Raw genomic sequence first — 25,526 nt, forward strand, 5'->3', positions numbered from 1 at the left:
CATCGTCTTCAAACGTTGCGCCGAGATAGGGGCGCACCTCGCGCCGGCACGCCGATTGCTATGCCGCCACGCCGCAACGAAACCACGGCGTGTCGCCAGGGCGGCAGGCCAGATCCCATTCGACATCACAGGAGGTTTTCCCCGTGAGTGAATCACCGATGTTTTCGACCATCGTCCTCCCCCCGGATCTCGTCGCGGACGACGTGATCGGTCTTCGAGATCAGATGAGCGCGCGGATCGCGGCGGTGGTCCGGCCCAAGGGCGGCAAGCGCAAGGAGGGCGACGCGCCGCTGCCCAGGGGCGTCGATCCCGTCGCGGCGCTGCCGCCGCACATCGACAGGCCGTGGAAGCGCTTCGACGCCGCCGCCACGGAGCTCCAGGGCTTCCGCGGCCTGCGGGCGAGCGCGCAGGCCGACCAGCGTCATGCGGCACCGAGCGAGGCCGAGCGGAGCGCGGCGAACACCGACAGCGACGACCGATGGCGCGCGTTCGAGCAGTGGAACGCGGGCGCCGCCGGGCTCTCCGCCGATGGGGAGACGCCGTCGCCGTCCGAGGCGCGCTGGCTGCATGGGCAGCTCTTCCCGGCGCCCGAGGGGCTTCGCTTCATCACGCGCCGGCCCCGCGTCCAGTGGGCCGCGATGGTGCAGCGGATGAAGACGCTGGAGGAGGAGCGCGCGCAGGCGGTGCTCGAAGGGTTCGGCGGGACCCGGCACTACCGGCAGCTCGTCGCAGCCCACGCGCGCTTCGGCGAGGCGTACGGCTTCACGAACGTGGTCCTCGCCAGGGAGGGCGCGCCGACCGACGGCCGGCCGCAGTGGAGCGCCGCCCGGGATGCGCTGCGGAGCCTGATCCAGAAGATCGAGAGCCACGCCGACCCGGAGATCCCGGGGAGCGAGGCGCTGGCGGCGTTCCTGCTGGCGCCGTACGTCGAGATGGTCGACGACCTGGGGAGGTCACGTCGGAAGGCGCCGGCGAAGAAGCCCGAGGCCGTCGCGGCGGCCCCGCTCGGGGCGGGCGGGACGCCGTGAACCTGTCTCGGTGAGGTGGGTCGTCCACGCGGGAGATGGGGGGCACCCGTCTCCCGGTGGACGTGGGTCCACGAAAAGATGGGTGGCACCCGTCTCCGCGGTGGACGTGGCTCCACGGAAAGATGGGTGGCACCCGTCTCCCGGTGGACGTGGCTCCAGGAAAAGATGGGTGGCACCCGTCTCTGCGGTGGAGAGGCCACCGTCAGACCGACGCGATCCCCTGGCCAGCCTGTCTAGCCGGCACCTTGATGTAAGAAATCCCACTCCGTGCCGCGTGTCGCCCTCCCGTCGGAAGACCTCGTCGACGGCGTGGACCGGGGTCGATGACAACCGGCGCGACGAGGCTGTAGCCTCGTCGTGCATGCTGAAGGCGCTTCTGCACGGGAAGCTCGGCCGCGTGGCGGTCGGCGTCGACGAGGAAAGCGACGGAGACACGCTGGAGGAGGGAAGCACCCAGGGGACGGCGGCGGACGGGCTGACGGAGCTCGAGGACCCGCTCACGTCGATGGTGTTCGAGCGGCTGGAGTACCTGCCGGCCGAGCTCGCGTGGGCCATCCTGCGTGGCGCGAGCAAGCCCTTGGGCGATGGTCCGCCGATGCCCGCGATCCCTCCCGCGGGGGTGCCCTCGTGGTCGTTCTGGCCCAGCCTTCGGCCAGGCGATCGAGGGCGGAACAAGGTGCGGGTCGAGCCCGATGTGCTCGTCTCGTGGGGCGACACGCTGCTCCTGATCGAGGCCAAGCATCGGGGATTCCAGGACCCGGCACAGTGGGTGGAGCAGATCCGCGCGGTGCGTGCAGCGCCCGCGCACCCAGAGAAGCAGCTTTGGCTCATCGCGGTGGGAGGGATCGTGATGCAGGAGGGGCATGGCCACCTTGCTCGTGTCCGGCGCGAGGTCGCGAGCGACGTCGCCGGCGTGCTCACGATCCGGTGGGAAGATCTGCGCGAAGTGCTCTATCCGATCGAGGCTTCGACGCGCCCATCGCCGCAGTCGGCGGTCCTGCGCGACATGGCTGCGGCGCTCGAAGCGTGGGGGTACCGTAGGAAAACCTGGTTCTCGTCGTTGCCAACAGCCACAGAACGACTCGGGAGCGGAGACTCGGTGTGCACGATCCAGGGGTGGAGGATCCAGTGAGCGAGAAGAATGACGATCTGGCTGGGGCGCTCGCCGATGTGCGTCGCGCATACAGGCTCCTGCACGCCTACCATCGGCGGCTGTGCGATCTGCTGCAGCTGACGGACGAGTTTCTGGCCGAGCGGGGCTTCGAGTTCGATCGATGGGCGCCCATCAACGTCGCGAGGCTCCCCCAGTCGACGAAGCCGTTCTTCAGGCCTGAACACTGGGCATGGGACCTGACGCCGGCCTACCAGGTCGAGTGCGTGTGGCGGGGATCGAGCAACGGAACCCACTGCAAGATCCACATTCATGCCATCGCTGATACGGGATACGATGGCTCCAGCGACGGCGAACCTGATCCTGCCAGCTTCAAGTCCGCCAACGAGGCGGTCTCCGAGCTCCGGATGGGCTTGTACCGAACACGAGCGAAGAAGCCCGACTGGAGCTCCGCCTGGAGCCAGCTCTCGCGCTCTGCCAACAGGAAGAACGGGGCCGAGCACAAGATGAGGGTCGGCGGAGATGACTACGCGTACCGTTACTTCGATCTGAATCTCGCCGCCCTCGGGGACGAGGGTGCTATCCGTGAGAAGCTGCTCCTTCCGCTCGACAGATGGCGGCTGGGCGCGTGATCCCGCCCTCGAACAATTGCAACCACCATCGCGAACCCCCGCTCGCCGCCCGCGCTTGACAGCCACGGAAGAACAGCGATTCCCCTGGGCGACCCTCACGAGGACCGACGTTGACCGCGCGCATCCTCCTGGTTCGACACGGCCGCTCCGGGCACGTCCACACCGGCTGGATCGACGCCGCCGGCTTCCAGCGCTGGCGCGACGCCTACGACGCCGCGGGCCTGGCGCCCGGGGAGACGCCGCCGCCCGCGCTGCGGGCCCTGGCGCTTCAGGTGGGCGCGGTGGTCGCGAGCGATCTGCCGCGCGCCCGCGCCTCGGCCGAGCTGCTCGCCCCCGGCGCCGAGATCGCCACGTCGCCGCTGCTGCGCGAGCTGGAGCAGCCTGCGCCATCGCTGGGCAACGCGCGGGTGCCTCTGGCGGTCTGGGCGCTCGCGATCGGGCTCAGGAAGGCCCACGGAGCGCTCCGCGCCGAGGCGCCGCCCGCCGCGGCGCAGCGCCAGGCGGGCGACGCGGCCGAGTGGCTGATCGGGCTCGCGGCCCAGCGCGGCAGCGTGCTCGCGGTCACCCACGCCTGGCTCCGCGAGGTACTGGCGCGGACGCTGGTCGATCGCGGGTGGCGGCGCGTCCACGCGTCGGGGCGCTACGCTCACTGGAGCGCGTGGACGCTGATGGATGGGCGCCAATCCGGATCGTGCTCGTAGTTGCCCGGCGGGCCGTCGCCGCTGGCGCCGGTTCCCGCGGACGGCATCCCGCTCGGCCACCCGGATCGCGCGGGCGGACGCTTCGCGCGAGCGCGAGGACCCGCGCCCCGCGGTGCGAGGTGGCAGGCTCCCCGCCGGGACCTAACCTTGGCCCTCACACTCACACGACGCGGGGGCGCGGCGTCCGGGGCCTCCGGTCGGGATCCGGGAGGGAACCATGGCACGTGCGATGTTCTGTGCGCTCTTCACCGCAGGGATGCTCGCGATCGGCTGCGCCGCCGGCAACGAGGCCACGCCCCCCAGGGCGGCCTCGACCCAGGGCGGGGTGCGCCTGCCCGAGGGAGCGAGGCTCGTGGATCTCACGTACCCCTTCGACGACAGGACCATTTACTGGCCGACAGCCGCGACGGGCTTCGTGCTGAACCAGGTGCACCACGGCCCAACCGAGGCTGGGTTCTTCTACGCATCGAACGACTTCTGCGCGCCGGAGCACGGCGGCACGCACCTCGACGCGCCCATCCATTTCGCGGAGGGCAAGAGCACCGCCGACGCCGTGCCGATCTCGCGCCTCGTCGGGCCGGCCGTCGTCGTCGACGTGTCGGCGGCCGCTGCCAGGGACGTCGATTACCGCGTGACGAGGGCCGACATCGAGGCCTTCGAGCGGGCACACGGCGCCATCGCGCCCGGGACCGTCGTGCTGATCCGCACCGGATGGGGGAGCCGCTGGCCCGATCGGAAGCGCTACCTCGGCGACGACAGGCCCGGCGACGCATCCAACCTGCACTTCCCCGGCATCGGCGAGGACGCCGCGCGCGCCCTCGTCGCGCGGAAGGTCGCCTCGGTCGGCATCGACACGGCGAGCATCGACCACGGGCCGTCGAAGGACTTCATCGCGCACCGGGTGCTCCTCGGCGCCGACATCCCCGCCTTCGAGAACGTCGCCTCGCTCGACGCGCTGCCGGCGCGCGGCGCGCTGGTGCTCGCGCTGCCCATGAAGATCCGCGGCGGCTCGGGGGGCCCGCTCCGGATCATCGCCGTGCTCCCGCCGTAGCGCCGGCGCGGCTGGCGCTACGGCGCGGCTGGCGCGCTGCCCGCGGGTGGGGATCCTCGACGGGCGCCTGAGAGGGCGAGCCGGGCGCTCCTGACGTTCGCCGGCAGGGCGCCGCTGCCGGCCAGGAGCACGCCGCCAAGCGGGCCCGGCGGCGCGCTCAGCCGTCGATGACCTTGGTCTGGCCGGGGTTGAGGATCTGGATGACGCCTCCCCAGGCGCACATCAGCTTGGCGGCGCTGTCGAGGGCGGGCATGCCCTTGAGCATCACCGTGACGCTGCCCGGGATCCAGGTGCCGGCGGGCACGGGGACGCACGGCATGGGGGTGAGGACGCCGAGGGCGGCGGCGGTGGCGGCGGCGACGGTGGGGTTCGCCAGGGAGGAGCAGGCGCCGAAGGGGAGGACGTTGAGCACGGGGGCGCAGTCCGAGATGTTGGCGGCGGGCAGGGTGGCCATGGCCTGGTGGACGGGGAGGACCATCAGCGTGGCGGGGGCCATGCCGAAGCTGCACATCATGGTGGCGCCGGCGCAGACTTGAACGGCCATGATCGGGGAGGATAGGGGAGGGGCTGGGAGCGGCCCAGTTTCCGCTCGATCCGGCCTCGGCGGGGACGGCGGCGCAAGGTGAAGCGCTGCCTGGCTCCTGCGCAGGACGGCGTCGCGCTCCGCGGCACCTCAGCGCTTCAATGCTGCTGGCTCCACCACGTGGTGAACGCCTGATAGATCGCGTCGATGTCTTTCGGGTCGAGGGGCAGGTCCTTCCCTTCAGGTCCGGCGGCGATCGCCGCGAGCTTGTTCTGAAAGCGCTTCTTGTAGGCGATGAGCTCGCGTTGGCGTAGGTCGTCCATCGTGACTTCGCGCTTCTCTGCGAGGATCTGGGCGATGGGATAGTCGGTCGTCAGCAGCGCGTCGTTGGCACGTACCAGCTCCATCGCCTTGAGCTTGCTGGACAAGGCTGTTGCGTACTTTCCAGCGCCATATTTCCCTGCCTTGGCCTCTGCTATCAGCACCGGCACGAGCTTCCCGTCGTCCACGACGCCGACGAGCACGTCGATCTCGGCGATGTCGCGCCAGCCGTCTTCGGTGGCGATCGACACCTTGACGCCGGTCAGGCAGACGTGCTTTTCGGGTCGATAGACAGCCGTCAGCTTGTGTTTCGTCAGGTATTCGGCGATCAGGCCTCTCACCTTGTTCTCGGGGAGCTTCTTGCCCTTCGAATAGTAGAGCCAGCGCTGGACTTGCTCGTCCTCGAGGATCCCGAGCGTTGTCAGCGAGGGCACGCCCGACGGGTTGAGCGCCGCGGCGCGCTGGATCGTCGTTCTCTGTGCGACGGCCGCCGGATGGGGCGGCTTCGCCGGCGTCGTGGGCACCGCCTTCTTCTGCGCCACGGTGGCGGGGTGGGGCTGCCTCGCCGGCGTCGTGGGCGCCGCCTTCTTCTGCGCCACGGTGGCGGGGTGGGGCTGCCTCGCCGGCGTCGTGGGCGCCGCCTTCTTCTGCGCCACGGTGGCGGGGTGGGGCGGCTTCGTCTGGGCTCGATCCATCTCGGCTCCTCCGATCCTCAGGTCTCGTCGTCCAGCGTCTCGTACATCACCCTCGGCCAGGGTGCCGCCCCGTCCTGGGGGGCACCGGCACCCTCGCCGCGCGCACTACGTCGAGCGCGACGGTACGGGCGAAGCGCTGGACCGCGCTGCCCGCGAGGACGCGGCGCTCGGGGAAGAAGGCCTGGATGACGCGGGGGGCGCGGCGTGAGGGATGGCCGATGACGAGCACGGTATCACCCCTGCCCGCGGAGGCTACAGAAGCTTGCTGGAGGCCCCGGCTCCGCGCTCACTCGCCTCCACCGAGGGCCCGGGGTGTTGCAGGTCGGGTCGCGGTCCTGTCAGAGGTCGATCTTCGGTCCCATGTCTTCGCTGGTATTTTCGGGGACCGCTCCTCCGAATCGCAACCCCATTGGCGCGGGTGACGCCAGGCGAGGAGTCATCGAATGCCGTGCAGGTCGTCAATGCCGCACACGACAGATGTGAACCACCTCTACTGCGTGCGCGCGCTCTGCTGCGTGCGCGTGGCACGTATTACGTGCAGCCGCACCATTCGTGCGAATAAAATCAGCTATTACGGCGGATTTTGCGCTGGCATCGCCCACCGATATCGATACGTTGTGCCCCGCCAGCGCCCCGCCGCGACTGACCGACCATCGGCTGCTCGCGTGCACCAGCCCTCTCTGGCCACGGCGTCCACTGTTCATGGAGCCCCGCATGCCGACGCTCGAGCACAATGGCATCGTCGAGATGTTCCGCGAGGACATCTCCGGCGCCGGGGCGTCGGCGGCAGAAATATCTATTATTTCAATTGGTTCCGACTGCCGCGTGGCCGAGTCCTCTTCCGGCGTGGCCCAACGCGGGCCCAACGAACCGCCTGTGAAGGCGCCAGCGTCCGCCGTGGCGGGGGCGGGGACGTCGTCCGGGGGCGCCGTCTGACCGGGCGGCGCGCCGGAGGCGGAAGCTTCGGCGCTCGCCGAGCCCATGCCTGCTCCAGCGGACGCGGGTTGGCCTCCTCCTACCGAGCCGCCCTTTCCTCTCAGCTCGGGGATCGCCTCGTCCAGGGGGGCAAAGTCGCCCAGCCCAAGCTCGGCGATCTTGCGCGCGGCGCGCTTGTAGTGGTGGATCTGGCCGCTCGACTTGTGTCCGGTTCGGTCGGAGATCCACGTCTCCGTGCGACCATTCGCGAGCTTGATGGTAATGAAGGTCGCTCGAGTGTCGTGCAATCGGATGTTCAGCCTCGACTCCGTGGTCTCGAACAGCTCGGGTCGATCGACTCCCGCGCGTTGGAGGTGTTCTCTGAAGCGTTCCGCCCCGTGACAACCCGGCAAGGGGTCACACTTTGGCCCGACGAAGACACGCCGATTGTCCGGCCAGAGCTCGCGATAAGCACGAAGCGCGCGCACCACATCAGGCGATAGTGCCCAGGCACGGGGGTCATCGGTCTTGTTCTCATCGAGAACAACGGCTCCCCGGTCAAGGTCGACATCCGACCATTCGAGAGTTCCGGCCTCGTCGGCTCGCATTCCCTCGCGCGTGAGGAAGCCGTAGTAGATCCGGAAGCACAGCGGGACCACCCCCGTGCGCCGAGTTCGCGCCTTGCCGCGTGCTCGCGTCCAGGCGCCAGCCCCAGGCCGCCCCGGCGTCCGCCAGGACGAGCTCGCGCAGCGCCGCTCGGGCCGGCCCGCGGTTGTGCCCGGCGCGCGCCGCCCTGTCGCATGCGACAAAACGGAGGTCGGCGGCTCGCCGGAGACGCGCAGCCGACCCCGCGCGAAATTACCAAATCGACCCCTTCGCGCCCCTCCAAAATCGGCCCCTCGGGCGCTCTCTCGAAACGGCCTAACTGCGCGTCATCAGAGCGGGTTCCCCGCCTGACTAGATCCCGGTAACTCGCGACGAGTTACCGGATCGTCAGAATTACCATTTCGGGCCGCCTCACGCGCGCTCGTTCAGGCTCTGTCCCGAACCCGAAACGCCACAACAACGGAGGTTCGGATGTGGCAGGAGTAGCTACCCTCGCGCGGTCGGCGGCTCCAGGCGCGCGGTCGGCGGGCCGCGCTGGCGGGCGACGCTGCTGCACGGGCGGCATCGTGTGCAGCCCCAAGCGTTCGGCAGTCAGCGCGCCGTGACCGCGACCTTCCCGACGGCGCGCTCCGACGAGCCGCCCGCGCGCGAATGAGAACCGTCAGGGAGATGGAGGGGGCTGGGGCCCATCCTGATCAACTTGTTTGAGGGGCGCACAAGGAAGCCCCCTCACTGAACTTGGTGAAGTTCGTCCGAGGGGGCTCCCCTCCGGGTTTCAGGACCGGAGGTAGACCATGCTGGACGACCCCCATCTTGGGCGCGGGTTCTTCAGGGTGCTGGTGGAGGTGGACGAGGCGGTGACGCGCCGGGTCGCGGCCGAGGGCTGCCCCGTGTGCGACGGGCCGCTGCACCGGTGCGACTGCGACCGCAAGCCGCGTGGGGCCCTCGTCGCGCCAGCGGGCGAGGCGTTCGCCCGTCGGTTCAGCTTGTGCTGCGGGCGCGAGGGCTGTCGGAAGCGCGCGATGCCGCCGTCGGTGCGCTTCCTCGGGCCGCGGGTCTATTGGGGGGCCGGTGGTGATCCTGGCGACCATCGTCGCGCTCGCCCTCCGCGCGGCTGCGAAGATCCGGCGGCGGACTGGGGTGCCGGCGCGCACGACGCGCCGATGGCTCGGCTGGTGGCAGGGCCCCTTCCTGCGCACGGGGGTGTTCGTCTCGATCTGCGCGCGACTCATCGGCGCCGACGTCGGGCGCGTGCCGGCTTCGATCGTCGATCGGCTCGAGGGTACGCAGACGCAGCAGGTGAGGACGATGCTCGAGCTGCTGGCGCCGCTCACGACGATCTCGGTGCCCTACGGATCACGTTTCTTGAGGGGGAGCGCCTGAGCCTCGCGCCCCGCAGAGGAGGTGATCTCCGCGGGGATTCCGCGGCAATGTAGGGTCGAACACTCGAGCGACGACGAGACGTCGCTCGTGAAGGAGGCCCTCATGAGCCAAGACCCGCGGGCGGCGGTGCGCCCGCCACGGGCCGGTCCGTGTCCGTCGAGGAGCTGCGCCGTCCCCATGTCCGCGTTGGCGCCGCCGCGAAGGAGGCGCCGATGAGCCACCCGATGAAGCCCGACGACGGGGCACCGGCGCGCGTGCGCTGGGCACGTCTGCGTTTCTCGATCACTCGAGGCTGCCGGCAACCCGAGCCTCATGACCACCGTTCCCGCTCCGTGCGCGAGAACAACAGGGCTTCGATCTCGTCGAGGATGCCAGCGAAAACACCCCAGAAAGGGAGCTACCGTCATCCTCCGTATTGGCTAGCGGTTCCAACGCCAATCGCGGATGCGTGACCGACCGGGAAGCGCTCAAGGCTCGCCGCGCTCGCCAGCTGAACGCGGGCAAGCCCCGTCGCAAAAGCCAGCCGAACCCGGACAAGCCACGCCGCACGTGCCGACTGGGAGCGGACGCCTCCGTTGAAGAGGACGGTCGGCGATCGGGAGGGATCTGGCTTGACACTACGTTCCATAGAAGGACAAGCAAACGCGTTCCGCAAAGCAAGATTCTCGGAGCCGTTGCTGGCTCGTGCAGTCCGACTGTACGAGTTTGTCGACAGAACGGGCCTTATGCGATCAGACAGGCCTTCCACTCGTGAACCGCCTGCGATTACCGCGACGTCGCACCAAGCGGAAGGCATCCTACCGTATAGCTGTACACTACTGGCACCAAGCGGAAGGCATCCTACCGTATAGCTGTACACTACTGGTCGACCCCATTGGCGTCAACCTCCGGCATGGGAAAGTCGGTCGGCTCGGTCAGGCTCACGAGGTGACGATACTCCCGCCGTCGGGCGCTAGAGCCGTCCGGCCGAAGTCCTCGAGTTTAGCGCGGTTTGAACAATCGCGCGGCAGCGGAATAGGTGGACTTCGTAGCGGAATCGGGTCATGTGTGCGCTCACATCGCAGCCGCCGCACAGCAGCGAGTCGTTCGGATTTTTCCGCTCCGGTAGCAGGTTGGCCTGAGGGCCGTCGTCAAGAAAGCGCGCTCGGAGCTCCGAGGTATCCCATGAGGCAACTAGCTCCTTCTGTTCTCATTCTACTTCTTGCTTGCTCGAGCGAGTCCGCTCCAGGCGACGGCTACAGCCCAGGGGCGAGCGGTTCGAGCTCGGGTGCCGCGGGCTTGGGCGGAACCGATACCAGCTCTGGCGGCGGCGCTGACCCCGCCGGAGCGGGCGGCACGGGCGAGGCCGCTGGCAACAGCTCGGGTGGTACCACTGCGGGGTCCGCAGGCACCGGCACGAACTCCGGAGGCAGCGACGCGGGCGCGGGCGCGGGCGCGGGCGCGGGCGGTAGCGGCGGCCAGGTCAATCGGCCCGAAGTGGTGCTGGCGGGTGACAATGTGAACGCTAACGGACCGCTCGAGACGACGGTTCAGGACCTCTCGTTCAGCGGCGGTGGCCACATTCTCGTCAGGCCGACGACGCTCACCACCGAGCCCAACAAGAAGCACCCGGTGGCCATTTGGGGTCCGGGCGGAGGTACCCCTCCTCGCGACTACCTACAGCTGCTGACGCGCATGGCCTCGCACGGCTTCGTCCTCGTCGGTATTCGAGAGTCGACGGGCGACGCCGTGCTCATGTCGGCGGCGATCGATTGGCTGGAGGCTCAGGACGCCGATCAGAACAGCCCCATGTACGGCCGCTTGATCCTCGACCGCGTTGGTGTGTTCGGGCACTCGATGGGCGGGCTGTCGTCGGAAGCGGCTGCTCAAACCGATGAGCGCGTCTCCACCGCGTTGCTCAACAACAGCGGCTCCTTCGAGCACAACGCCCTCGTCAATCTCAAGATCCCTGTCGGCATCATCTACGGTGAAACGGGTCAAGAGGCGCCCAACGCCGAGGGTGACTTCAACAACGCCGGCAACAAGGGGCCAGTCTGGCTCGGCAAGATGAAGGGCGGTGGTCACGGCTCGGGGCCTTGGGACGGCGCCGGAGCGAACGTTGCTTGGATGCGTTGGCACCTCGGCGGGGAGAACTCCCGCAAGGACGCGTTCCTCAAAGACGGTGGCGACTACAACAACAAGGGCGTGTGGCAGACTCAGTCCAAGAATTGGAACGAGTGGAAGAACTGGAACGAGTGACAGGCGGTACACCGAGCAGACGTTCGTGCTCGGCAGCATCACGTTTCAGGACGGGCTCGTGACATGAGCCCGGCTGGCTGCGTCTGGCGCGCCCTGTTCTTCGAGGATGTCGCAACCTAGCAGGCGATCGAGCGGCACGTAGGTGTCCGGCTTGCCCGCTTCGCCGGCGACTCGCACGCCGACCGTGCTGGGCATGTAGTGGCCTTGTCGCTCGCGACGCCATATCTTGCGCGCCGGCTTGTAGCTGGAGCTCACCTCCGCGCGCGCGAGCACGCCGTTCCAGTAGACTCGCCGCCGCCGCTCCTCTGGAATGACGCTGCGCGGGAACGCGCTCAGCAGGCTCTCGTCGACGTGCGCCGCTTGAAAGCCATGGGCTCGGCGCCGCGGCCTGGCGTGAGATTCCTGGAGCTCGGCGCGACCGTCCACCTTGCTGACATCAGGCTCACGTGCGCTGTCGCGTGGGCCCGGGCGCGTCGCCGCTAACGCGCTATCGGTACCGGTTCACAGAGCCTCCCCGTCGACCCTACTCAGGGAAGCGCAGCGTCTCGACGGCGATGCCGTCCTCCCCCGTGAGCTCCTCGCCAGACCAATCCCAGCTCGTTCCGCCTGGGCCCGGCAGCCCGATCTCGAAGGTGACCCCCTCCAGCGTGAGCTGGTCCTCGTCGAGGTAGGCGATGGCGATCGAGTCGCCGCCGCGCCCGGGACCGCCGTAGCCGCCGTCGCCTCCGAGGCCGCCGCTGCCACCCTGGCAGGACCACGTGCCGTCCCCCACGGCGCCACCTGGAGCGCCTCGGCCGCCTTTGCCCCCTTCCTCCGGCTCCCCGCCGTCGCCGCCTGGGCCCCCGTCGCCGATGCTGATGATGCTGTCGCGCACCGTCACCTTGGCGTGGAGCGCCACGATCGCGATGCTCGGGTAGCCGTTCTCGCCCCCTCGGCCGCCCCGCCCCCCGCAGCCGCCCGCGCCTCCGGAGCCGCCGGCGGCGCCCCCCTGGGAGGCCACGCCGCACACCGCGAGCCCACCGCGACGCCCGCCGCCCCCGCCACCGCCCTGGCCCGGCATCCCCCGGGCGCCGTCGCCGGCCCAGTCGGCGTGCCATCCGGTCTCGTCGATCCGCCCGCGGCCCTTGCCCGCTGCGCCGGCGGCGCCCCACATACCGCTTTGCCCGGGGGCGCCGCTGCTGCAACCACCGTCTGCCCGGTTGCCACGCCCTCCTTCCCCACTGTAGTTGGGGTTGGGCTCGGGTACGGGCTCGCCGTCCTCCCCATCTCCAGCGCCGTCGGCGAGCCCGTCGCCTCCCTTGCCACCGGCGCTCGGGAGCCCTCCCTCGCAGGAGTTCACCGCCCGAGCCCCACCCGGGACCGTCGCCGCGGAGCACGCGTCTCCCCCATACTGGCCGTCCGGACCCGACGCTGCCCGGCCCGGCCATTTCTCCCCGTCGCGGCCGCCCGGTCCCGGGTCGGCTTCGATCGTGCTCCCGATGATCTCCACCGCGGCGCCGGACCGAACGACCATCCCGATATGCCTCGGGCTGCGGATGTACATGTGATCGATGGTCGAGACCCCGTCCGCAGCCCCCGTGTCCTCGGCCCGCGCCGGCTCGATGGTCAGGGGGATGTGCCCGACGGGGCCAACGATCTTGGCCGTGCCGTACACCGGATCTGAAAACTCGGGCGGCCGTTCCCATTCCAAGAAGTTGAAGCCACCATGGAGATCCACCCCGGAGGGCAGCGTGATGGACTCCACGTAGGCGTTGCGGGTGAGGAACACCCGACCGCGCCCGGTGCGCGCCAGCTCGATGGCGTGCGGCAGGGTAGTCACCGGTCTGTCCATCGTGCCGGGGTTCGCGTCGTCACCGCCGAGATCCGCATAGTGGACGAACACGCCGCAGCCGTCCAACGCCCGCCCCACGGCGAGATGCTCCAGGCAGACCGACTCGGGGATCGGATCACCTGCGCACGTCGATGGACTGCCGCACGGCGGCGCGCCATCAGGGTCGTTCACCCCCGGCGTCGTGCCGCAACCGGCCGTGGCGAGCGGCAGAAGAGAGACCAAGAGGATCGCGGAACTCAGGCGCATCGGCATCCCTCGCTGGCAGCGTCTCGCGAAGCGCGAGTCAATGGGGCGGCTCGCTTGCCGCACCGAAATGATAGAGCTCCCCCCACGGGCCATTCGCGCCTTTGCCCACCTGGTCGTTCGGGCCGGCGTTCCCCGCGAGGCCGCCTTGGCCGGCGCCTGCGGCAACAAGTTTGGTTCCGGGTCGAATGGCGAAGTTGGGTACCACGTAGGCGATGCCGACCGACGCGCCGCCGAGCCCGCCGCCGGCATCACCGCCGCGACCGCCATTGCCTCCCGTGCCGCCCTTGCACGCGTCCCACATGTCGCCTCCAGTATAACCGACGCCGCCGTGGGCGCCGCGTCGCCCGACGCCACCCGGTTGGCCCGTTCCGCCGACCCCGCCTTGGCCGCCCTTGCCCGTGAGCACTTCGGTGTTCGCGAGGGTCAAGTCCGTGCCCTCCAGCGCGACGATACCGATGCTCGCGCCGCCATAGCCGCCGCCCCCGCCGCCCCTGCCTCCGCAACCTCCGCTTCCCCCCGAGCCGCCGGCCGCGCCACTCTGGGGGAGACCTACGGGGCACGCAAACATGGACCCGCGCGACTTGCTGCCGCCACCGCCGCCGCCGCCGTGGCCGACGCCGCCCTTCTTCCCGTCCTCACCACGGACACCGATCCATCCATCGTCGCTGAGGATGCCTGGGCCAAAGGCGCCAGCCGCGCGAGCGGCGTCGGCGCCGTCTGCGCCATCGTTCCCGTCCTCGCATCTCGTGGCGTCCGCGCCGACCCCTCCGCGGCCGTCGCGCTCGGAAACCTCCACCGGCGCCGGCTTTCCCGGGGCGCCATCGCCGCCGATGTCGAGTCCGCCGTCACCGCCGTAGCCGCCCGTCGATTCGATGCCGTCGTCGCACACGGTGACCACCGGCAGGGCGCCCACGGCGGCGTCCGCAGTACACGCGTTCGCGCCGTTGTTACCTACGACGCCATCCGTCGCTCGATAGCTCGGCGCGTCCTGGCCCGGCTCCCCGTCCTTGCCGTTGCGCGCGATGATCACGCTGTCCTGCACGACCGCCCTGGCCCCCGTGCTCAGAATCACCGCGATCGACGACTTGCCATCGGGCGCCGAGGCGGCCGCCGCGACAACGCGCACGCCGGAGATCAACGACGCCGTGTCGTCCCCCGCGAGCTCCTTCTCCACCGCCCCGAGGACCCGCAGCGGGATCCCCCCCGGCGGAGCGATGATCGTCCGGTGATCCGGCCCGCCGAATGTCCCCTCATACGACCAATCCCCGCCGTCACACAGACGGGCGCCCCAGAGGTCGACCCCCGAGGGCAGCGTGATCGTCTCCGCGAACTCCCCCCCGCACGCGTACACGCGCCGGGTCGCTGCCTCGCCGTGGGCTCGCCCGTGCGCGGCGAGCCCGATCGCGTGTTGCAGGGTCTTCACCGGAGCGTCCTTCGTTCCGGGGTGGTCGTCGTCGCCGTGCTCGCTGACGAACACCCCGCACTCATCCAGCGCCGGCGCCGTGCCGGGCTCTCCCTCGCACGGACCGGGCGGAGGCACCGGATCGGGTTCGCACGCCTCCACCTCCCAGCAAGGGTCGGAGTACGGGCACCCTGTCAGCGTGCTCGCGCCGCACATGAAGATCGCGAGGGCGACGACGGACGTCGCCACGCGCCGGCCTTCCTTCGAACGCATCTGCTCGGCCCCCGATGTCCTCACCACAGCCCCTCGACCATCACGCCGATCTCTCGCCCGGTCGCCACGGGCGAGGCGTGGATCCGATCCTCAGCCGGCGTGAGCCCCAGGAAGGAGAAGTCCGTGAAGAACGACGCGGCGGTCGCTGCCCCGATCACACCGCCGGCGATGAGCATGGCCGTGCCCACGCCCGCGGACAGGTTGCGCTCGTCTCGGAGGCGGAGCAGGTCAGCGCACGCCGGGCGGTCCGCTGCTTGCCAGCACCTGGACCCGCTCGCCGTCGCACCGCCGTTGAGCCCGTCGCGCCGTTCGCTCAGATCGCCGTCAAGACTGGTGGCCCGGATCATGAGCAGGCTGCCCGCGGACAAGGTGGCCGTCGTGACGGCGATCCCGGCGATTCGCAGCGTCGTCGGCCACGATGCCGGCTGCCCGGGATCGGGCGGGCGCAGAGCGGGCGGTGCGCTCGCGGTTTTCGGTGCTGCGGGTGCGCCCTCCTTGGCGCTGCTCACGGCCGCGCGCGGCAACTGTATCGTCATGGTCGGCTCCGTCGCCGCCTGCGCGTCCAGCGTCTGGGATCCTTCCTCACGGCCCGGTGCTCGGGCCCGCACCATGTGCTTGCCAGGCTCGAAGAACAGTGTGTAGGTCCGCCTGGGTCGGCCGATGGGCTTGCCGTCGATGAGCACCTCGGCATCCGGCGGATCCACCGACAGATAGAGCGTCGCGACGAACGGAACGGCCTTGGCCAGCCCGTCCGCGAATCTTTTTTGCTGTTCAGGAGAAAGGGCCTTACGCCGCTCAAGGCTCCAAGCCAGGTGCTCCGCTGCGTCACGGAACTTGCGTAACTTGAGCTCGCAGAGGCCCAGCTCTCCAGCGACCTCAGCGGATTCTCTCTCTGTAACAGATGTCGCGTCGATCGCCTCGAAAGCCGCCTTGTAGGCGGCGTGTGCCTCGGTCCACTTTCCCGATGCCCGAGCTCGTCGGGCGCGGCGAAGATGGTCCTTTACGATCGAGCCGTCATTTCGTGCGGGGACCGGATTGCGTTCCTCCGCACGAACCGGATGCGTAGTGCCGATCGCGACGCCGAGCGTCAGGCATATCCAGAGCGATTGCGCAACGAAACGCACGCAGAGACAGTACTTACGCCAGCCGTGGCGCGTCAACGGCGCTGAAACTGGCATGCCCTGGACGATCGGACGAGAAAAACCCCGCCCGAACAGGGAATGCGGCCATCGCTGCTCGTGTAGCCGCGCTCCCTGCGACCCCACATGTCGCACCTTATCCGACCGACCCTAGAGCCACCCTGCATTTTCTTGAAGCCCTGCAGACGGCTCAGGTGTTCTACCGGTGATGGGCGAGCCAGGCAGCACCCCTACCGGCTTCGAGTTCTTCCGGCGCCTCGCGCGGCGTTTCGGGGCCCCGGCGCGGCACGCGGAGGACCTCGCGCAGGATGCCTTGCTGCGTGGACTCGAAGCGGATCTGCGGGTCGAGCTCGGGGAGGCACGAGCGTCGTACGGTGCCACCATCGTCCTGAACCAGGCGCGGAACCACGTCCGGAACGAACGCCGTCGGGGGGAAGTCCTGACCTCGTTCGACGACCACGACTTTCGGGCGGAGTGCCCGACTCCGGAAGAGATGCTCCGCAGGCAGCAGCGGGAGGCGCTCATCCGCGACCTGATCAACCAGGTCGACCCCAAGTACCGCGACATCTTGATCAAGCACGGGATCGAGGAGGTGCCGCTCGTCGAGATCGCCTCCGAACTGGGGCTCAACCCGAAGACCGTGAGGACACACTACCGCCGAGCGCTCGAGGACCTTGCCGCGGCCGTAGAACGCTGGAAGGCGCGGCAACGCTCGCGCGGATGGGACGACGCTCCATGCGTCCCGTTCGCCTTCGATCTGCGCGACCGGGACGGGTGGCTGATCAAGCTCGGCCGCCTGGGCATCAAGATCCTGGTGCAGGGGGCGGTCGTCGTGCTGACCGGCGCCGTCATCGCGACGTTGCCGGACTCGTTCAGCCCGGAGTCGTGGTTGCGGGCGGCGGTGGAGCGCGCTCCTGCGCCCGCACCGGCCGAGGAGGAGATCGCGCAGCCAACGGCCGAGCTCCCGATGCGCGGGCCGGCCGCGGCGGCCGCACAGGAGACCGCGCAGCCGGCGCAGGACCGAGACGCACGAGTGCCTGTTCCGTCAGGCGCGCCGGTTCGTCGTACCTCGCTCCCCGTCCGCGCCGTGGTCCCAGCCGTCACCGAGCGCGAGCAGGGCCTCATCGACGAGGCCCGAAGGGCCATCGAGGTCCATAGCGCAGTCGCAGATGCCGAGGCGCGACGATTGCTCGAGACGCATGCACGCGAGTTCCCGCAAGGGCAGCTCGCTGCGGAGCGTGAAGCGCTCCTGATACAAATTCGCTGACCGGTCGGCTTTCCAGCGACAGCTAAGCAAGCGGGGAGGACGGTGCTGTCATCGGGCGGCACAAAGCCGGGATCCGCCTTGCGCCGAACAGGAATGCTCACGTCAAGGAGGAGAAACTCATGGAGGACATGCTGGCTGCGATGTGGCTCGTCTCGCCGCTCGGGCTCGCGATGATATCCTTCGTCGCGATCGGTTTCGCGATCACGGCGCGCGAAGCGCTGGGACGCGAACGCGGGCTTCGCGAGGCACGCGAGCACGCGCATGATGACGAGACGTCGGCCCTCACCGATGCGAAGGAGCAGGCAGCGGAGGAGCGGGACCGATACCGGCGCCTTCTGGATTGTCATGTCGATGCCGCGCTCGCAGAGCTGACAGACGCCCGCTCGCGCCCGGTCCCCTGGCCAGGCAGGGTCCTCGAAACGTTCTGCGCGACGATTCCTTCGTGGAAGAGAGAACTGGCCGAGAGCACAGGGCTGGAGCCGAGGGAGGTGGAGCGGCTGCTGCGGAGCGACCTGTCGATAACGCCCGGCCTCGCGCGGCAGCTGGAAGCCTTCACGGGCGCGCCGGCGCGGTACTGGGAGCGCCTGTGGCGGTTGCACGACGACTACCGGACGGACGCAGAGGAGACCGTGGTGATCCAGCTCGGCGAGCCCGTCACCAAGTGCGAGAGCTCGGCGCGTCCCGCGTCGTCACCGGCGCCGAGCCCGGTGCCGCCGGCTCCGCCCAGGATACCTCCTCGCGCGCGCGACGTTCCTCCGCCCGTGCTGCCGTCTCCCGAGCCTGCGGCCAGGAGCCCACGGGCGAAGCTCCCGCCGCCTCCCCAGCCGCGGCTTCGGTCGCCCCTGCCTGCTCGCGCCGAGGCGGGCGCCGAGCTCGCCTGTCGCGCTGCCACGCTGACGAGCTTCCCGCTACGGCGCGACGAAGGCGGGTCCAGTCCTGTACGCGGCTCGGATTGGGACGACGTTGAGCGCTCGTCGCTGAACACGACACTTCCAGGAGTAGGGAACCATGGGTGAGCGCGGCCGCCCCTCGCCTTCCGGGGAGATGCGCATGCGACCGGGGACACACGTTCCATTCGAAGTCATCGTGCGAAACATTTTCATGATCAGGGACAACCTGCGCCGACTCAAGGTTCCAGAGTGCGACCGTTCAGACGTGCTGCAGGAAATTCTTCTCTCTGCTTGGCGAACCGTCGAGGCAGGCGGGTTCCATGCGAGCGAGCGCCTGTCGGTAAAGAAGGCGGTGAGGCGCTGGCTATTCGTAGTCACATGGCACCACACAACGCACTACAGGGAACACCAGCACCAGTGGGAGAAAGGCCGCGCCTCGTACACGCATCCGGCGATGGATGGCTACATGCCGCCGCCGTCCGCACAGTTAGAGGCGCGGCTCAGCCTCCGCGGCTTGGAACGGCTCGAGCCGCCTCTGCGCGACGCCGTGGCTGATTCCGCTTTGGGGTACACTGCGGAGGAGATCGCGGCCGAGCATGGCCAGAATCCCAACACAATTCAGGATCGCTTGCAGCGTGGAAGAAAGCAACTGCGAAGAGCGCTCCGCTTGACGGATGCTCCTACGCTGCTCGCCCTCAGGAGCATGCTGACGAGGATGGCACCGCTCCGGCAGCTGAACAGCTACGGCTGACGCCTCCATTGGGTAGCGGGCCATCTTCGGGGAGGACCGCTGACCGGTGCCGCAGAGGTACGCTGGCGAGCCATCATCATAGGACGGGAGATTGCGCCGGGGGGAAAGCCATGTGTCGTCCGACGATTGAATACGAGCGCGCTGCCGCGCATGCGCGCCTGTTTTGCCCGACGCTGGTTCGTGCCGTGATGCGCTGGCTGGGGAGGCTGGGGGTCCCGCTGTGCCATCGTGGCGACGTCGCGGGTCAAGTCTGGCTCAACGCCTGGGAGAGCTGGCCCAGGTTCGACCCGAAGCGCGGCAGGCCGGAACGCTGGTTGAACGCGATCACCGTACACGCTGCCTCGCACTACCACGAGCGTGCGCAACACCGCAGGGAGGAGTTGGTCGATCTAATCGAAGTGATCGATCCAGCGCCGGACGCTGCTGCTGTGATGGAGTGCGACAACATGGTGACCAGCACCATCGACGTAGTGAACGAGCTCGATCCGGAGCTAAGATTTGTGCTCGTAGCACACGACCTGAACGGAGTCACTATGGCCAAGATAGCCGAAGACGCAGGGCTACCTCTCTCTACGCTCTACAAGCGACGCATAAAGGCCATCAGCGCGCTACGTGAATCCGTCAGGCTTCGGGAAGCTAGGGAAGTCTCCACGTACTGAGTGGGGCTGCAATGAGCGTCAAAGGCCTGATTCTGCACTTCCGACGCGACTTGGACGACCACGAGGCAGAGCGAATGGTCGACGCATCTTATGATGCCCAAAGGGGTCACCAAAGTGTCGCCTGTCGAAGCCGGTTACGAAGACGACTTGAACCGCCAGCGGGTCAAGCGAGAGCTGCTCGACAAGATGCGTGCGCTTCTGGACGGAGAATAGGCGTGGAGCTCGGCGCCGACGAACCCGCGTACGAGGGGGTCGGGGCCGGTACCTTGAGCAGCAGCGGAGCGGGCAGACCGCGCGTTCGGCGCGAGCAGGAGGCCCGATGGACTTCCGTGATCCCAAGCACCGAATGAGCCTCACGTTCCCCGGCAAGCCGGTCACGCGGCGAGTGTCCGTGGCGCGTGTCCCCGGACGACATCGATGCGTACCTGAAAGCGCGTGGCTGCCTGTCGGCCATCTCGGTAGAGCGCAAGTGACCTCCGGGCATCCCCTACGACTGAACGCCGCCCAACTGGCTGGACAAGCCGACGCGGAGCGCGGGCAGGCGGACGTCTACCTGCGCGAGGACGGCGACGACCTCAAGATACAGGTCATCCCGGAGGCGCGCCTAGCCTACATCGGGCTCATGAAGCGGGACGGGTGGAAGATCGTGGAAGAGACCGCGCGGTGATACCCCGAGGCGGCCGAGGAGGTCGAGCCGACGGTGGCCGACTGCTGGGTGTCCGAACCCAGCTATTCGGTCAAACCTATCGGTTCGCGGAGGGACTGGTTACCGCCATCCATGCACCAGGCGCACTGGTTCATGGGTTCGACGCCTTTCTGCAATCAAGCTGGGCGGTACAGAACCATACCTCGACTCCTGCTGCCGACGGAGAATACATAACGACACCGCTGCCTCCCGCTGCCGTAAATGGTCTCACGCCTCCGTGTGGCACTTCCCAGACGTCCGATGAATTATATACGTTCTGTACCAACTTGGGCGCGCCGGATTTGTTTACGAAGATCGTGTTAGGTCGATCGGTCCACCACATGTGGGCGTTTATGTCCGACAAGTATCGATAGTAGGCATTGGCAACCGTGGGCACGATGAGCGCTCCACAGGCGACAAGGAGAGCAAGTGAACGCCTCATTGAACGTAACCTCCCAAGCGGGAGTTTACTCGACGAACGGCGCCACAGATAGCCTGTCGAATCGAAGCCGCTTCGCAACGACGTCACCGGTACGGAGCGGGGCGCCGCTACCGCGGGAGCGTAACCGGCGCGCTCGGCGTCAGCGCGGACGGAAGTGCCGGCGCAGGGAAACTGCGCGACGGGGTGAGGTGTGACCCAAAGCGGGCGCTTCGGCGACGCGCTGTGGCCCCGGCACCGGTCTCCAGCGATACCATCAGCGCCTCCGGTAGTACCAGCCGCGGTGGTAGCCGCTCCGCGGACCCAGCCCGCCGCGCCACCGCGGTGCCGCCCGCGATGAGCCCCTGTGCGCGCACGCGCGCGACGCGGTGCTGTCGCGGCAACTTTCAACCCCGCACACTGATGTGCCGATCCGGTGGAGCCTCCAGGCGATGCGCCTTGGGTCGACGCGGACCGGCTGCGCCTTGCTCGAACGGGACGGCATCGACGTGAGCCGCGTGCGCGGCGGACCGAAGCCGCCGGTGCGGGCCGAGGTGCCGGAGCGGGATGCCGGGTGGTCGCGTGGGGAGGTTGTGGCCGCGCTGTGCGCCGCCGAAGCGGAGCTGCTCGCGACGCTCGAGCCCGAGCGTGGCCGCGCGGTGAGAACGGAGGACCTCGACGCACAAATTTCTGTAACGTGTTGATATCACTAAGCTTCCTCGCGCCCATCCTCAGCGGGTGGGGGCGACAACGCAGAGGCCTCGAGCTAGGCGCTCGGCATGTACATGACCGACTTGTTGATCGACTGGCTGCATGGGCTTCCGAAGGATGTGCGCTTCGCCGTCGAGGGGCGGCTTCGCATGGGCGGCCCCGATTGGATCCAGCGCAACACCTCGAACGACGATGACGAGAGCGTCGTCAAGGCGCTGCGAGCGGCGGAAGGTGCCCAGGTCCGTGGCGTCGCCGTGGTGATCACAGCGATCCTGAACAACCCCACCCGCACCGATGACGCCAAGCGCTGGGCCGAGGCGAAGAAGCGGTGGAAGGAGATCGGCGAGATCGTCACCTACGACTCGGTGCACGAGGTCTATGTTTTGCGCGGCATGAAGTACAAGATAGCGCCAAGCACGCGCGTTGCGACGGCAATGGTGTTCGATGTGCTTCGCGTTGGCGACGGCATGGTGGTCGCCAGCTTCGACTTCGTCGATCAGCCCGATGGTCGACGTCAAGTGGTGTACCTGCCAGGGGGCAGCGCGACCCGCAACTCGCTTGGCCAGGCGGATGTGTTGAAAATGTACGAGTGCTGGGAAACCGTCGGAGGACAGCACAGGACGCGCACATAGCGCGTCGTCACGCATCCCCCACCTCAGCCGGCCACCACGCGCCCCCGAGGCACCACGTCGCTGCGACGATGCCGCGCGTACTCGACTTCCGCATTCGCATCACCGGAACAGCCGTGCCGGTCCTCGCCACGACCATCGCCGGCATCGTTGCGTCCGTTCTGACGGTGCTGCTCGGAGACATAGGAGGCTGACCGTCCGGCGCATACGCGTCGGCGTGCTGGCGCGATCCCGTCAAGGGCCGCACCGGCGTCTTGCCGCGCGAGCCCGGCGGAGCGCCTCAGGCTTGAACTGGTGGCTGCTGGCGGTCTTGACGGCCGAGCCACTCCGCCAGCCAGCCGGGCGACAAGGGCGCGTACGCGAGCACTCTCGGACGGCCCAAGGTCCCGGGCGCGGGCGGCAAGCGATTCGGGGATCGGGAACCGCCCCGACCTGTACCGCTGGACCGTAAGCGCCCAGCCATCGCCATAGGCGCGACCCCTTGCGGTGATCGTCGGGGTCGACGATGCTGGGCGCGGGCGGCGACTACCCAGGGGCCGAGCGGACGCGAGCGGACGCGGGCGGGCACGAGAGGGCCGGCGAGGTGCCCCCCTCCGGCGCCTCGGTGGCAAGGATCGAGCTCCGCGTCGTTCAGGGCGCGCCGGCGTCGCCGGCGGCCGTAGCAGCGGGCAACGAGCGCGCCCACGCGTCGGGCAGCAGCTCGTCCAGCCGTTCACGCGGCCAGCCTGCCTGCAGCTTGCCGATCACGTCTGTCGCCCAGGCGAGCGGGTTGACTCCGTACATCCGGCACGAGCCAAATAGCGTGTAGCCGACAGCGAGGCGTTCAGCTCCCTTGTCCGAGCCTGCGAACAAGTAGTTTTTTCTCCCGAGCGCCACGCATCTTATCCGCCGTTCGACTTCACCGTTGTCGATCTCGAAACGCCCGTCCGTGAAGCAGCGCCGCCACGCTGCCTCCTGGTTGATGGCGTACTGGGTTGCGACGTAAAGCGGCGTATTCGGCACGAGCCGCAGGTGTAGCTCGTGAACCCACTCGTATAGATCGTCGACCACGGGGAGCGACAGCTCCTGCCGGCGCGCCAGGCGTGCCTCCGCGGACAGCGCTTCGGCCTTGCAGGCGGCCTCGATGCGGTAGATCGCCTTGAAGTACGCGAGCGCCATGGCGGCCCGCGCGTCACCGCCCTTCGCCGCCTTCTCGAACTTCGCGCGGATGTGCATTCCACAGCCGAGCCGGCGCACCTCGGGCACGATCATCTCGCCATCGTCGTCTCCGCGCAGCATCGCGCCGTAGCCCGCGTAGCCATCGCCTTGCAGGTAGCCCGTGAAGCCCCGCAGCAGCGCCGCCGGATGCTTCGCCCTCCAGTCCGGCGCGTACACGAACGCGACGAGCTCGGCCCCGACGAAGGACCAAATGTGCCCTCGCTTCACCCCCGCTGGATGATCCTGATCCAGCACGCGTATCCCGGTGTCATCGGCGCGCAGGTAGCACGAGCCCAGCACGCGCTCCTGGATCCTCTTCGCCACAGGAGCGAGCACATCGAGCGCGAACGCCGACCACTCTCCCAGCGTCGACGGCGACAGCGACACGCCGCAGCGAGCGTACTGCTGCGCCTGTCGGTACAGCGGCATCGCGTCCTCGAACTTCTCGACGATGATGTTCGCGAGCAGCGCCGGCCCTGGGCGGCCCCGATCCATCACTTTCTCGCTGTCGGCCGTCGTGACGCCCTGCTCTGGGCAGTCGGGCAGGCGAGCTTCTCCCTCTGCTCCTCGATGATCCGGAACTGCGCCGGGACGAACTCGAGAATCTCGCTTGTACGGTGGCCGATGCACTTCTTGTCCGCGCCGCACTGCGGGCACGTGCGCTCGGCTTCGGGGACTGGCACGAAGCGCGTCTCGCGCGGCAGGTGTGCGGGAAGCGGCGAGCGCCCGCGCCGTCCTGGTGGAGGCTTCGGGGGCTCAGGAGGTTGCGGCACCAGGCCCTGCTCCGGCTGCGGCGGCGCTTCGGCGAGAGGCTCCGACGTGGGCGCCGGGCCAGCGGCCCCCTGCGGCGGCTCCGCCCCGAGCTCAGCGAACAGCAGCATCAGCTGCTCGGTCGAGACCTTCTGGCTTCTGCGGCCGTACAGCTCGCGCAGCGCGCTCGCGAGCTTCGCCGACAGCGCCGTGTTCTTGTCGCGCAGATCGACCAGCAGCCCGAGCACAAGCTCGATGAGCTCCGAGAGCTGCCCGGCAGCCGCGAGCTGCTCCAGCTTACGTTGCACATCCGCCAGATCGGCGGGCAGCACTGCGTGGGACGGACGGGGACTGGTCACCGGGCGCGCTGGATATCGAGCCCGCGCGCATCCATCAAGCGTTGCTTCGTCACGTCGAGGTTTCTCACGCCGGGTCTCCAGCGCTTGCGCCGTACGGCCTGCGACAGGTCGAGCCCTTCGAGCATCAGCGACAGCTCGGCCGCCTCGACCTCGACGTGGGTGGCGCCCTGGGGCAGGTCGCGGGCGAGGTGGAAGCGGCCACGGGCCAGTTTTTTTGCAAAGATGGCATATCCGGTGCGATCCCAGAACAGCACGCGCACCTGGTCCCCTCGTCGATTCCTGAACACGAACAGGTGCCCACAGAGCGGATCAGCTCCGAAGCGCTGAGCGACCAGGACCGACAGCCCATCAAAGCTCTTCCGCAGATCGGTAGGCTCAGCCGCGACGTAGACACGCACCGACGGCGGCAGCGTCAGCACGACGTCTCCTCGGCAGCGAGCGCCAGGACGCGCTCGAGCGTGGCCGGGTCGAAGCCCGGCCGGACCCGCACCACCCGCCCGTTGGGCAGCGCGATCTCGATCGGCTCCGGCGCGATGGGCGATGCGTCGGTCACCACGTGGACCGGCAAGAAGCTCGGTGCCTCCCCCGACGGCGACGACCGCGAGGGCCCGTCAGCCCTCAGCTTCCAGCGCCACCAGTACAGCTGCTTCGGCTTGTATCCTTCGCGCCGCGCGAACTTCTCGGCACTCAGCCCGCTCCGCTCCCATCGCTCCACCCGCTCGGCCCACTCCGCCCTCGTCGCCATCGCTTCCTCCTGCGTCGCGATGGGGACAGGTAACCGGCGCCGCCGGGGTGGTCACGATGGCCTTGGTCGGACGGATACAGTGGGACAGCACGCCCTTGAGATGGATCGTCGCGACGATGACGACGATTGACGAGGGGAAGGGCGCGAGGCTCTTGCTTCGGCCGAGGCCTCCGCGTTCCCAGCGGCGTGGAGACTGGTCGTCTCGAAGCGGCGGGCTACTGTCGGCGCGAGCTTGCTCGCCCCTCCGGTGCTGGCGGCAAGCCGAGCAGTCGGCCGATCGCCTCGTGAACGACGCGGGCTGCCATCTCGTCCCCGAGCGCGACTGCGCGGGTGAGCGTCTCGGCGAGCGAGGCGACGAGGGCCGCCCGAG

General features: G+C 68.9%; 24 protein-coding genes and 1 pseudogene. 15 read left to right on the top strand and 10 right to left on the bottom strand.

What is annotated here, in order from left to right:
• Positions 1 to 158 precede the first annotated feature (158 nt).
• The 5 genes from WMF42_RS15750 to WMF42_RS15770 all read left to right on the top strand — a co-directional run bounded on the left by WMF42_RS15750 (position 159) and on the right by WMF42_RS15770 (position 4,523).
• The gene (locus tag WMF42_RS15750) at positions 159 to 1,028 is read left to right on the top strand and encodes a hypothetical protein (protein ID WP_437692784.1); all 870 of its coding nucleotides are present in this window, start codon (positions 159 to 161) and stop codon (positions 1,026 to 1,028) included.
• 361 nt (positions 1,029 to 1,389) lie between these two features.
• Complete coding sequence (locus WMF42_RS15755; protein WP_437692786.1) at positions 1,390 to 2,160, top strand: hypothetical protein; 771 nt, start codon at positions 1,390 to 1,392, stop codon at positions 2,158 to 2,160.
• Positions 2,157 to 2,771, top strand: coding sequence for a hypothetical protein (locus WMF42_RS15760; protein WP_437692787.1), 615 nt, complete (start codon positions 2,157 to 2,159; stop codon positions 2,769 to 2,771). The genes WMF42_RS15755 and WMF42_RS15760 overlap by 4 nt, the downstream gene beginning before the upstream one ends.
• Before the next feature lie 110 nt (positions 2,772 to 2,881).
• Positions 2,882 to 3,472, top strand: coding sequence for a histidine phosphatase family protein (locus tag WMF42_RS15765; protein ID WP_437692789.1), 591 nt, complete (start codon positions 2,882 to 2,884; stop codon positions 3,470 to 3,472).
• Between the two features lie 217 nt (positions 3,473 to 3,689).
• Positions 3,690 to 4,523: a cyclase family protein gene (locus tag WMF42_RS15770; protein WP_437692791.1), complete on the top strand. Its 834-nt coding sequence runs from the start codon at positions 3,690 to 3,692 to the stop codon at positions 4,521 to 4,523.
• A gap of 157 nt (positions 4,524 to 4,680) precedes the next feature.
• On the opposite strand, the gene WMF42_RS15775 is transcribed toward WMF42_RS15770, so the two are convergent.
• The 3 genes from WMF42_RS15775 to WMF42_RS15785 form a co-directional block, all read right to left on the bottom strand.
• Positions 4,681 to 5,067: a DUF4280 domain-containing protein gene (locus tag WMF42_RS15775; RefSeq protein WP_434047608.1), complete on the bottom strand. Its 387-nt coding sequence runs from the start codon at positions 5,065 to 5,067 to the stop codon at positions 4,681 to 4,683.
• Between the two features lie 137 nt (positions 5,068 to 5,204).
• Positions 5,205 to 6,062: a hypothetical protein gene (locus WMF42_RS15780; RefSeq protein WP_437692793.1), complete on the bottom strand. Its 858-nt coding sequence runs from the start codon at positions 6,060 to 6,062 to the stop codon at positions 5,205 to 5,207.
• Positions 6,063 to 6,520: 458 nt separating this feature from the next.
• Positions 6,521 to 7,636, bottom strand: a complete 1,116-nt coding sequence (locus tag WMF42_RS15785) for a tyrosine-type recombinase/integrase (protein ID WP_437692795.1) — start codon at positions 7,634 to 7,636, stop codon at positions 6,521 to 6,523.
• Between the two features lie 1,018 nt (positions 7,637 to 8,654).
• Between WMF42_RS15785 and WMF42_RS15790 the strand changes: the two genes are divergently transcribed.
• A complete protein-coding gene (locus tag WMF42_RS15790; RefSeq protein ID WP_437597184.1) occupies positions 8,655 to 8,966 on the top strand; it encodes a hypothetical protein in 312 nt (103 codons plus the stop codon).
• Between the two features lie 1,278 nt (positions 8,967 to 10,244).
• Entirely contained in the window at positions 10,245 to 11,204 is a 960-nt protein-coding gene (locus WMF42_RS15795; RefSeq protein WP_437692796.1) for a poly(ethylene terephthalate) hydrolase family protein, read from the top strand.
• A 45-nt stretch (positions 11,205 to 11,249) separates the two neighbouring features.
• Here the strand turns inward: WMF42_RS15795 and WMF42_RS15800 are convergent, their stop codons facing one another.
• The 4 genes from WMF42_RS15800 to WMF42_RS15815 all read right to left on the bottom strand — a co-directional run bounded on the left by WMF42_RS15800 (position 11,250) and on the right by WMF42_RS15815 (position 16,080).
• Complete coding sequence (locus tag WMF42_RS15800) at positions 11,250 to 11,630, bottom strand: hypothetical protein (protein ID WP_437692798.1); 381 nt, start codon at positions 11,628 to 11,630, stop codon at positions 11,250 to 11,252.
• A 97-nt stretch (positions 11,631 to 11,727) separates the two neighbouring features.
• Complete coding sequence (locus WMF42_RS15805; RefSeq protein WP_437692800.1) at positions 11,728 to 13,281, bottom strand: hypothetical protein; 1,554 nt, start codon at positions 13,279 to 13,281, stop codon at positions 11,728 to 11,730.
• A 37-nt stretch (positions 13,282 to 13,318) separates the two neighbouring features.
• Positions 13,319 to 14,956 (bottom strand): hypothetical protein, encoded by a 1,638-nt coding sequence (locus tag WMF42_RS15810; protein WP_437692802.1) that lies wholly within the window; start codon positions 14,954 to 14,956, stop codon positions 13,319 to 13,321.
• A gap of 20 nt (positions 14,957 to 14,976) precedes the next feature.
• Positions 14,977 to 16,080, bottom strand: a complete 1,104-nt coding sequence (locus WMF42_RS15815) for a hypothetical protein (protein WP_437692803.1) — start codon at positions 16,078 to 16,080, stop codon at positions 14,977 to 14,979.
• Positions 16,081 to 16,303: 223 nt separating this feature from the next.
• Here WMF42_RS15815 and WMF42_RS15820 point away from each other — a divergent pair, with 223 nt between their 5' ends.
• From WMF42_RS15820 to WMF42_RS15855, 8 genes are all read left to right on the top strand, one after another.
• Entirely contained in the window at positions 16,304 to 17,362 is a 1,059-nt protein-coding gene (locus WMF42_RS15820; protein WP_437694288.1) for an RNA polymerase sigma factor, read from the top strand.
• Positions 17,363 to 17,481: 119 nt separating this feature from the next.
• Positions 17,482 to 18,378 (top strand): helix-turn-helix transcriptional regulator, encoded by an 897-nt coding sequence (locus WMF42_RS15825; protein ID WP_437692805.1) that lies wholly within the window; start codon positions 17,482 to 17,484, stop codon positions 18,376 to 18,378.
• Positions 18,371 to 19,003: an RNA polymerase sigma factor gene (locus WMF42_RS15830; RefSeq protein ID WP_437692807.1), complete on the top strand. Its 633-nt coding sequence runs from the start codon at positions 18,371 to 18,373 to the stop codon at positions 19,001 to 19,003. Before WMF42_RS15825 ends, WMF42_RS15830 begins: the two co-directional genes overlap by 8 nt.
• Before the next feature lie 188 nt (positions 19,004 to 19,191).
• Complete coding sequence (locus tag WMF42_RS15835; RefSeq protein WP_437694290.1) at positions 19,192 to 19,662, top strand: RNA polymerase sigma factor; 471 nt, start codon at positions 19,192 to 19,194, stop codon at positions 19,660 to 19,662.
• Between the two features lie 469 nt (positions 19,663 to 20,131).
• A complete protein-coding gene (locus WMF42_RS15840; protein ID WP_437692809.1) occupies positions 20,132 to 20,329 on the top strand; it encodes a hypothetical protein in 198 nt (65 codons plus the stop codon).
• Between the two features lie 921 nt (positions 20,330 to 21,250).
• On the top strand, positions 21,251 to 21,469 hold the full coding sequence (locus WMF42_RS15845) for a hypothetical protein (protein WP_437692811.1): 219 nt from the start codon (positions 21,251 to 21,253) through the stop codon (positions 21,467 to 21,469).
• A 75-nt stretch (positions 21,470 to 21,544) separates the two neighbouring features.
• Positions 21,545 to 22,108 (top strand): hypothetical protein, encoded by a 564-nt coding sequence (locus tag WMF42_RS15850; protein WP_437692813.1) that lies wholly within the window; start codon positions 21,545 to 21,547, stop codon positions 22,106 to 22,108.
• A gap of 68 nt (positions 22,109 to 22,176) precedes the next feature.
• Entirely contained in the window at positions 22,177 to 22,299 is a 123-nt protein-coding gene (locus tag WMF42_RS15855) for a hypothetical protein (RefSeq protein WP_437692815.1), read from the top strand.
• 436 nt (positions 22,300 to 22,735) lie between these two features.
• On the opposite strand, the pseudogene tnpC reads toward WMF42_RS15855, so the two are convergent.
• The 3 genes and pseudogenes from tnpC to tnpA all read right to left on the bottom strand — a co-directional run bounded on the left by tnpC (position 22,736) and on the right by tnpA (position 25,156).
• Positions 22,736 to 24,411: pseudogene (gene tnpC / locus WMF42_RS15860) on the bottom strand (IS66 family transposase).
• The gene (tnpB, locus tag WMF42_RS15865) at positions 24,408 to 24,830 is read right to left on the bottom strand and encodes an IS66 family insertion sequence element accessory protein TnpB (protein WP_437687414.1); all 423 of its coding nucleotides are present in this window, start codon (positions 24,828 to 24,830) and stop codon (positions 24,408 to 24,410) included. Before tnpB ends, tnpC begins: the two are co-directional and overlap by 4 nt.
• Positions 24,824 to 25,156, bottom strand: a complete 333-nt coding sequence (gene tnpA, locus WMF42_RS15870) for an IS66 family insertion sequence element accessory protein TnpA (protein WP_437692817.1) — start codon at positions 25,154 to 25,156, stop codon at positions 24,824 to 24,826. The genes tnpB and tnpA overlap by 7 nt, the downstream gene beginning before the upstream one ends.
• Positions 25,157 to 25,526: the final 370 nt, after the last annotated feature.

Source organism: Sorangium sp. So ce176, assembly GCF_051519835.1.
GTDB lineage: Bacteria > Myxococcota_A > Polyangia > Polyangiales > Polyangiaceae > Sorangium > Sorangium cellulosum_G.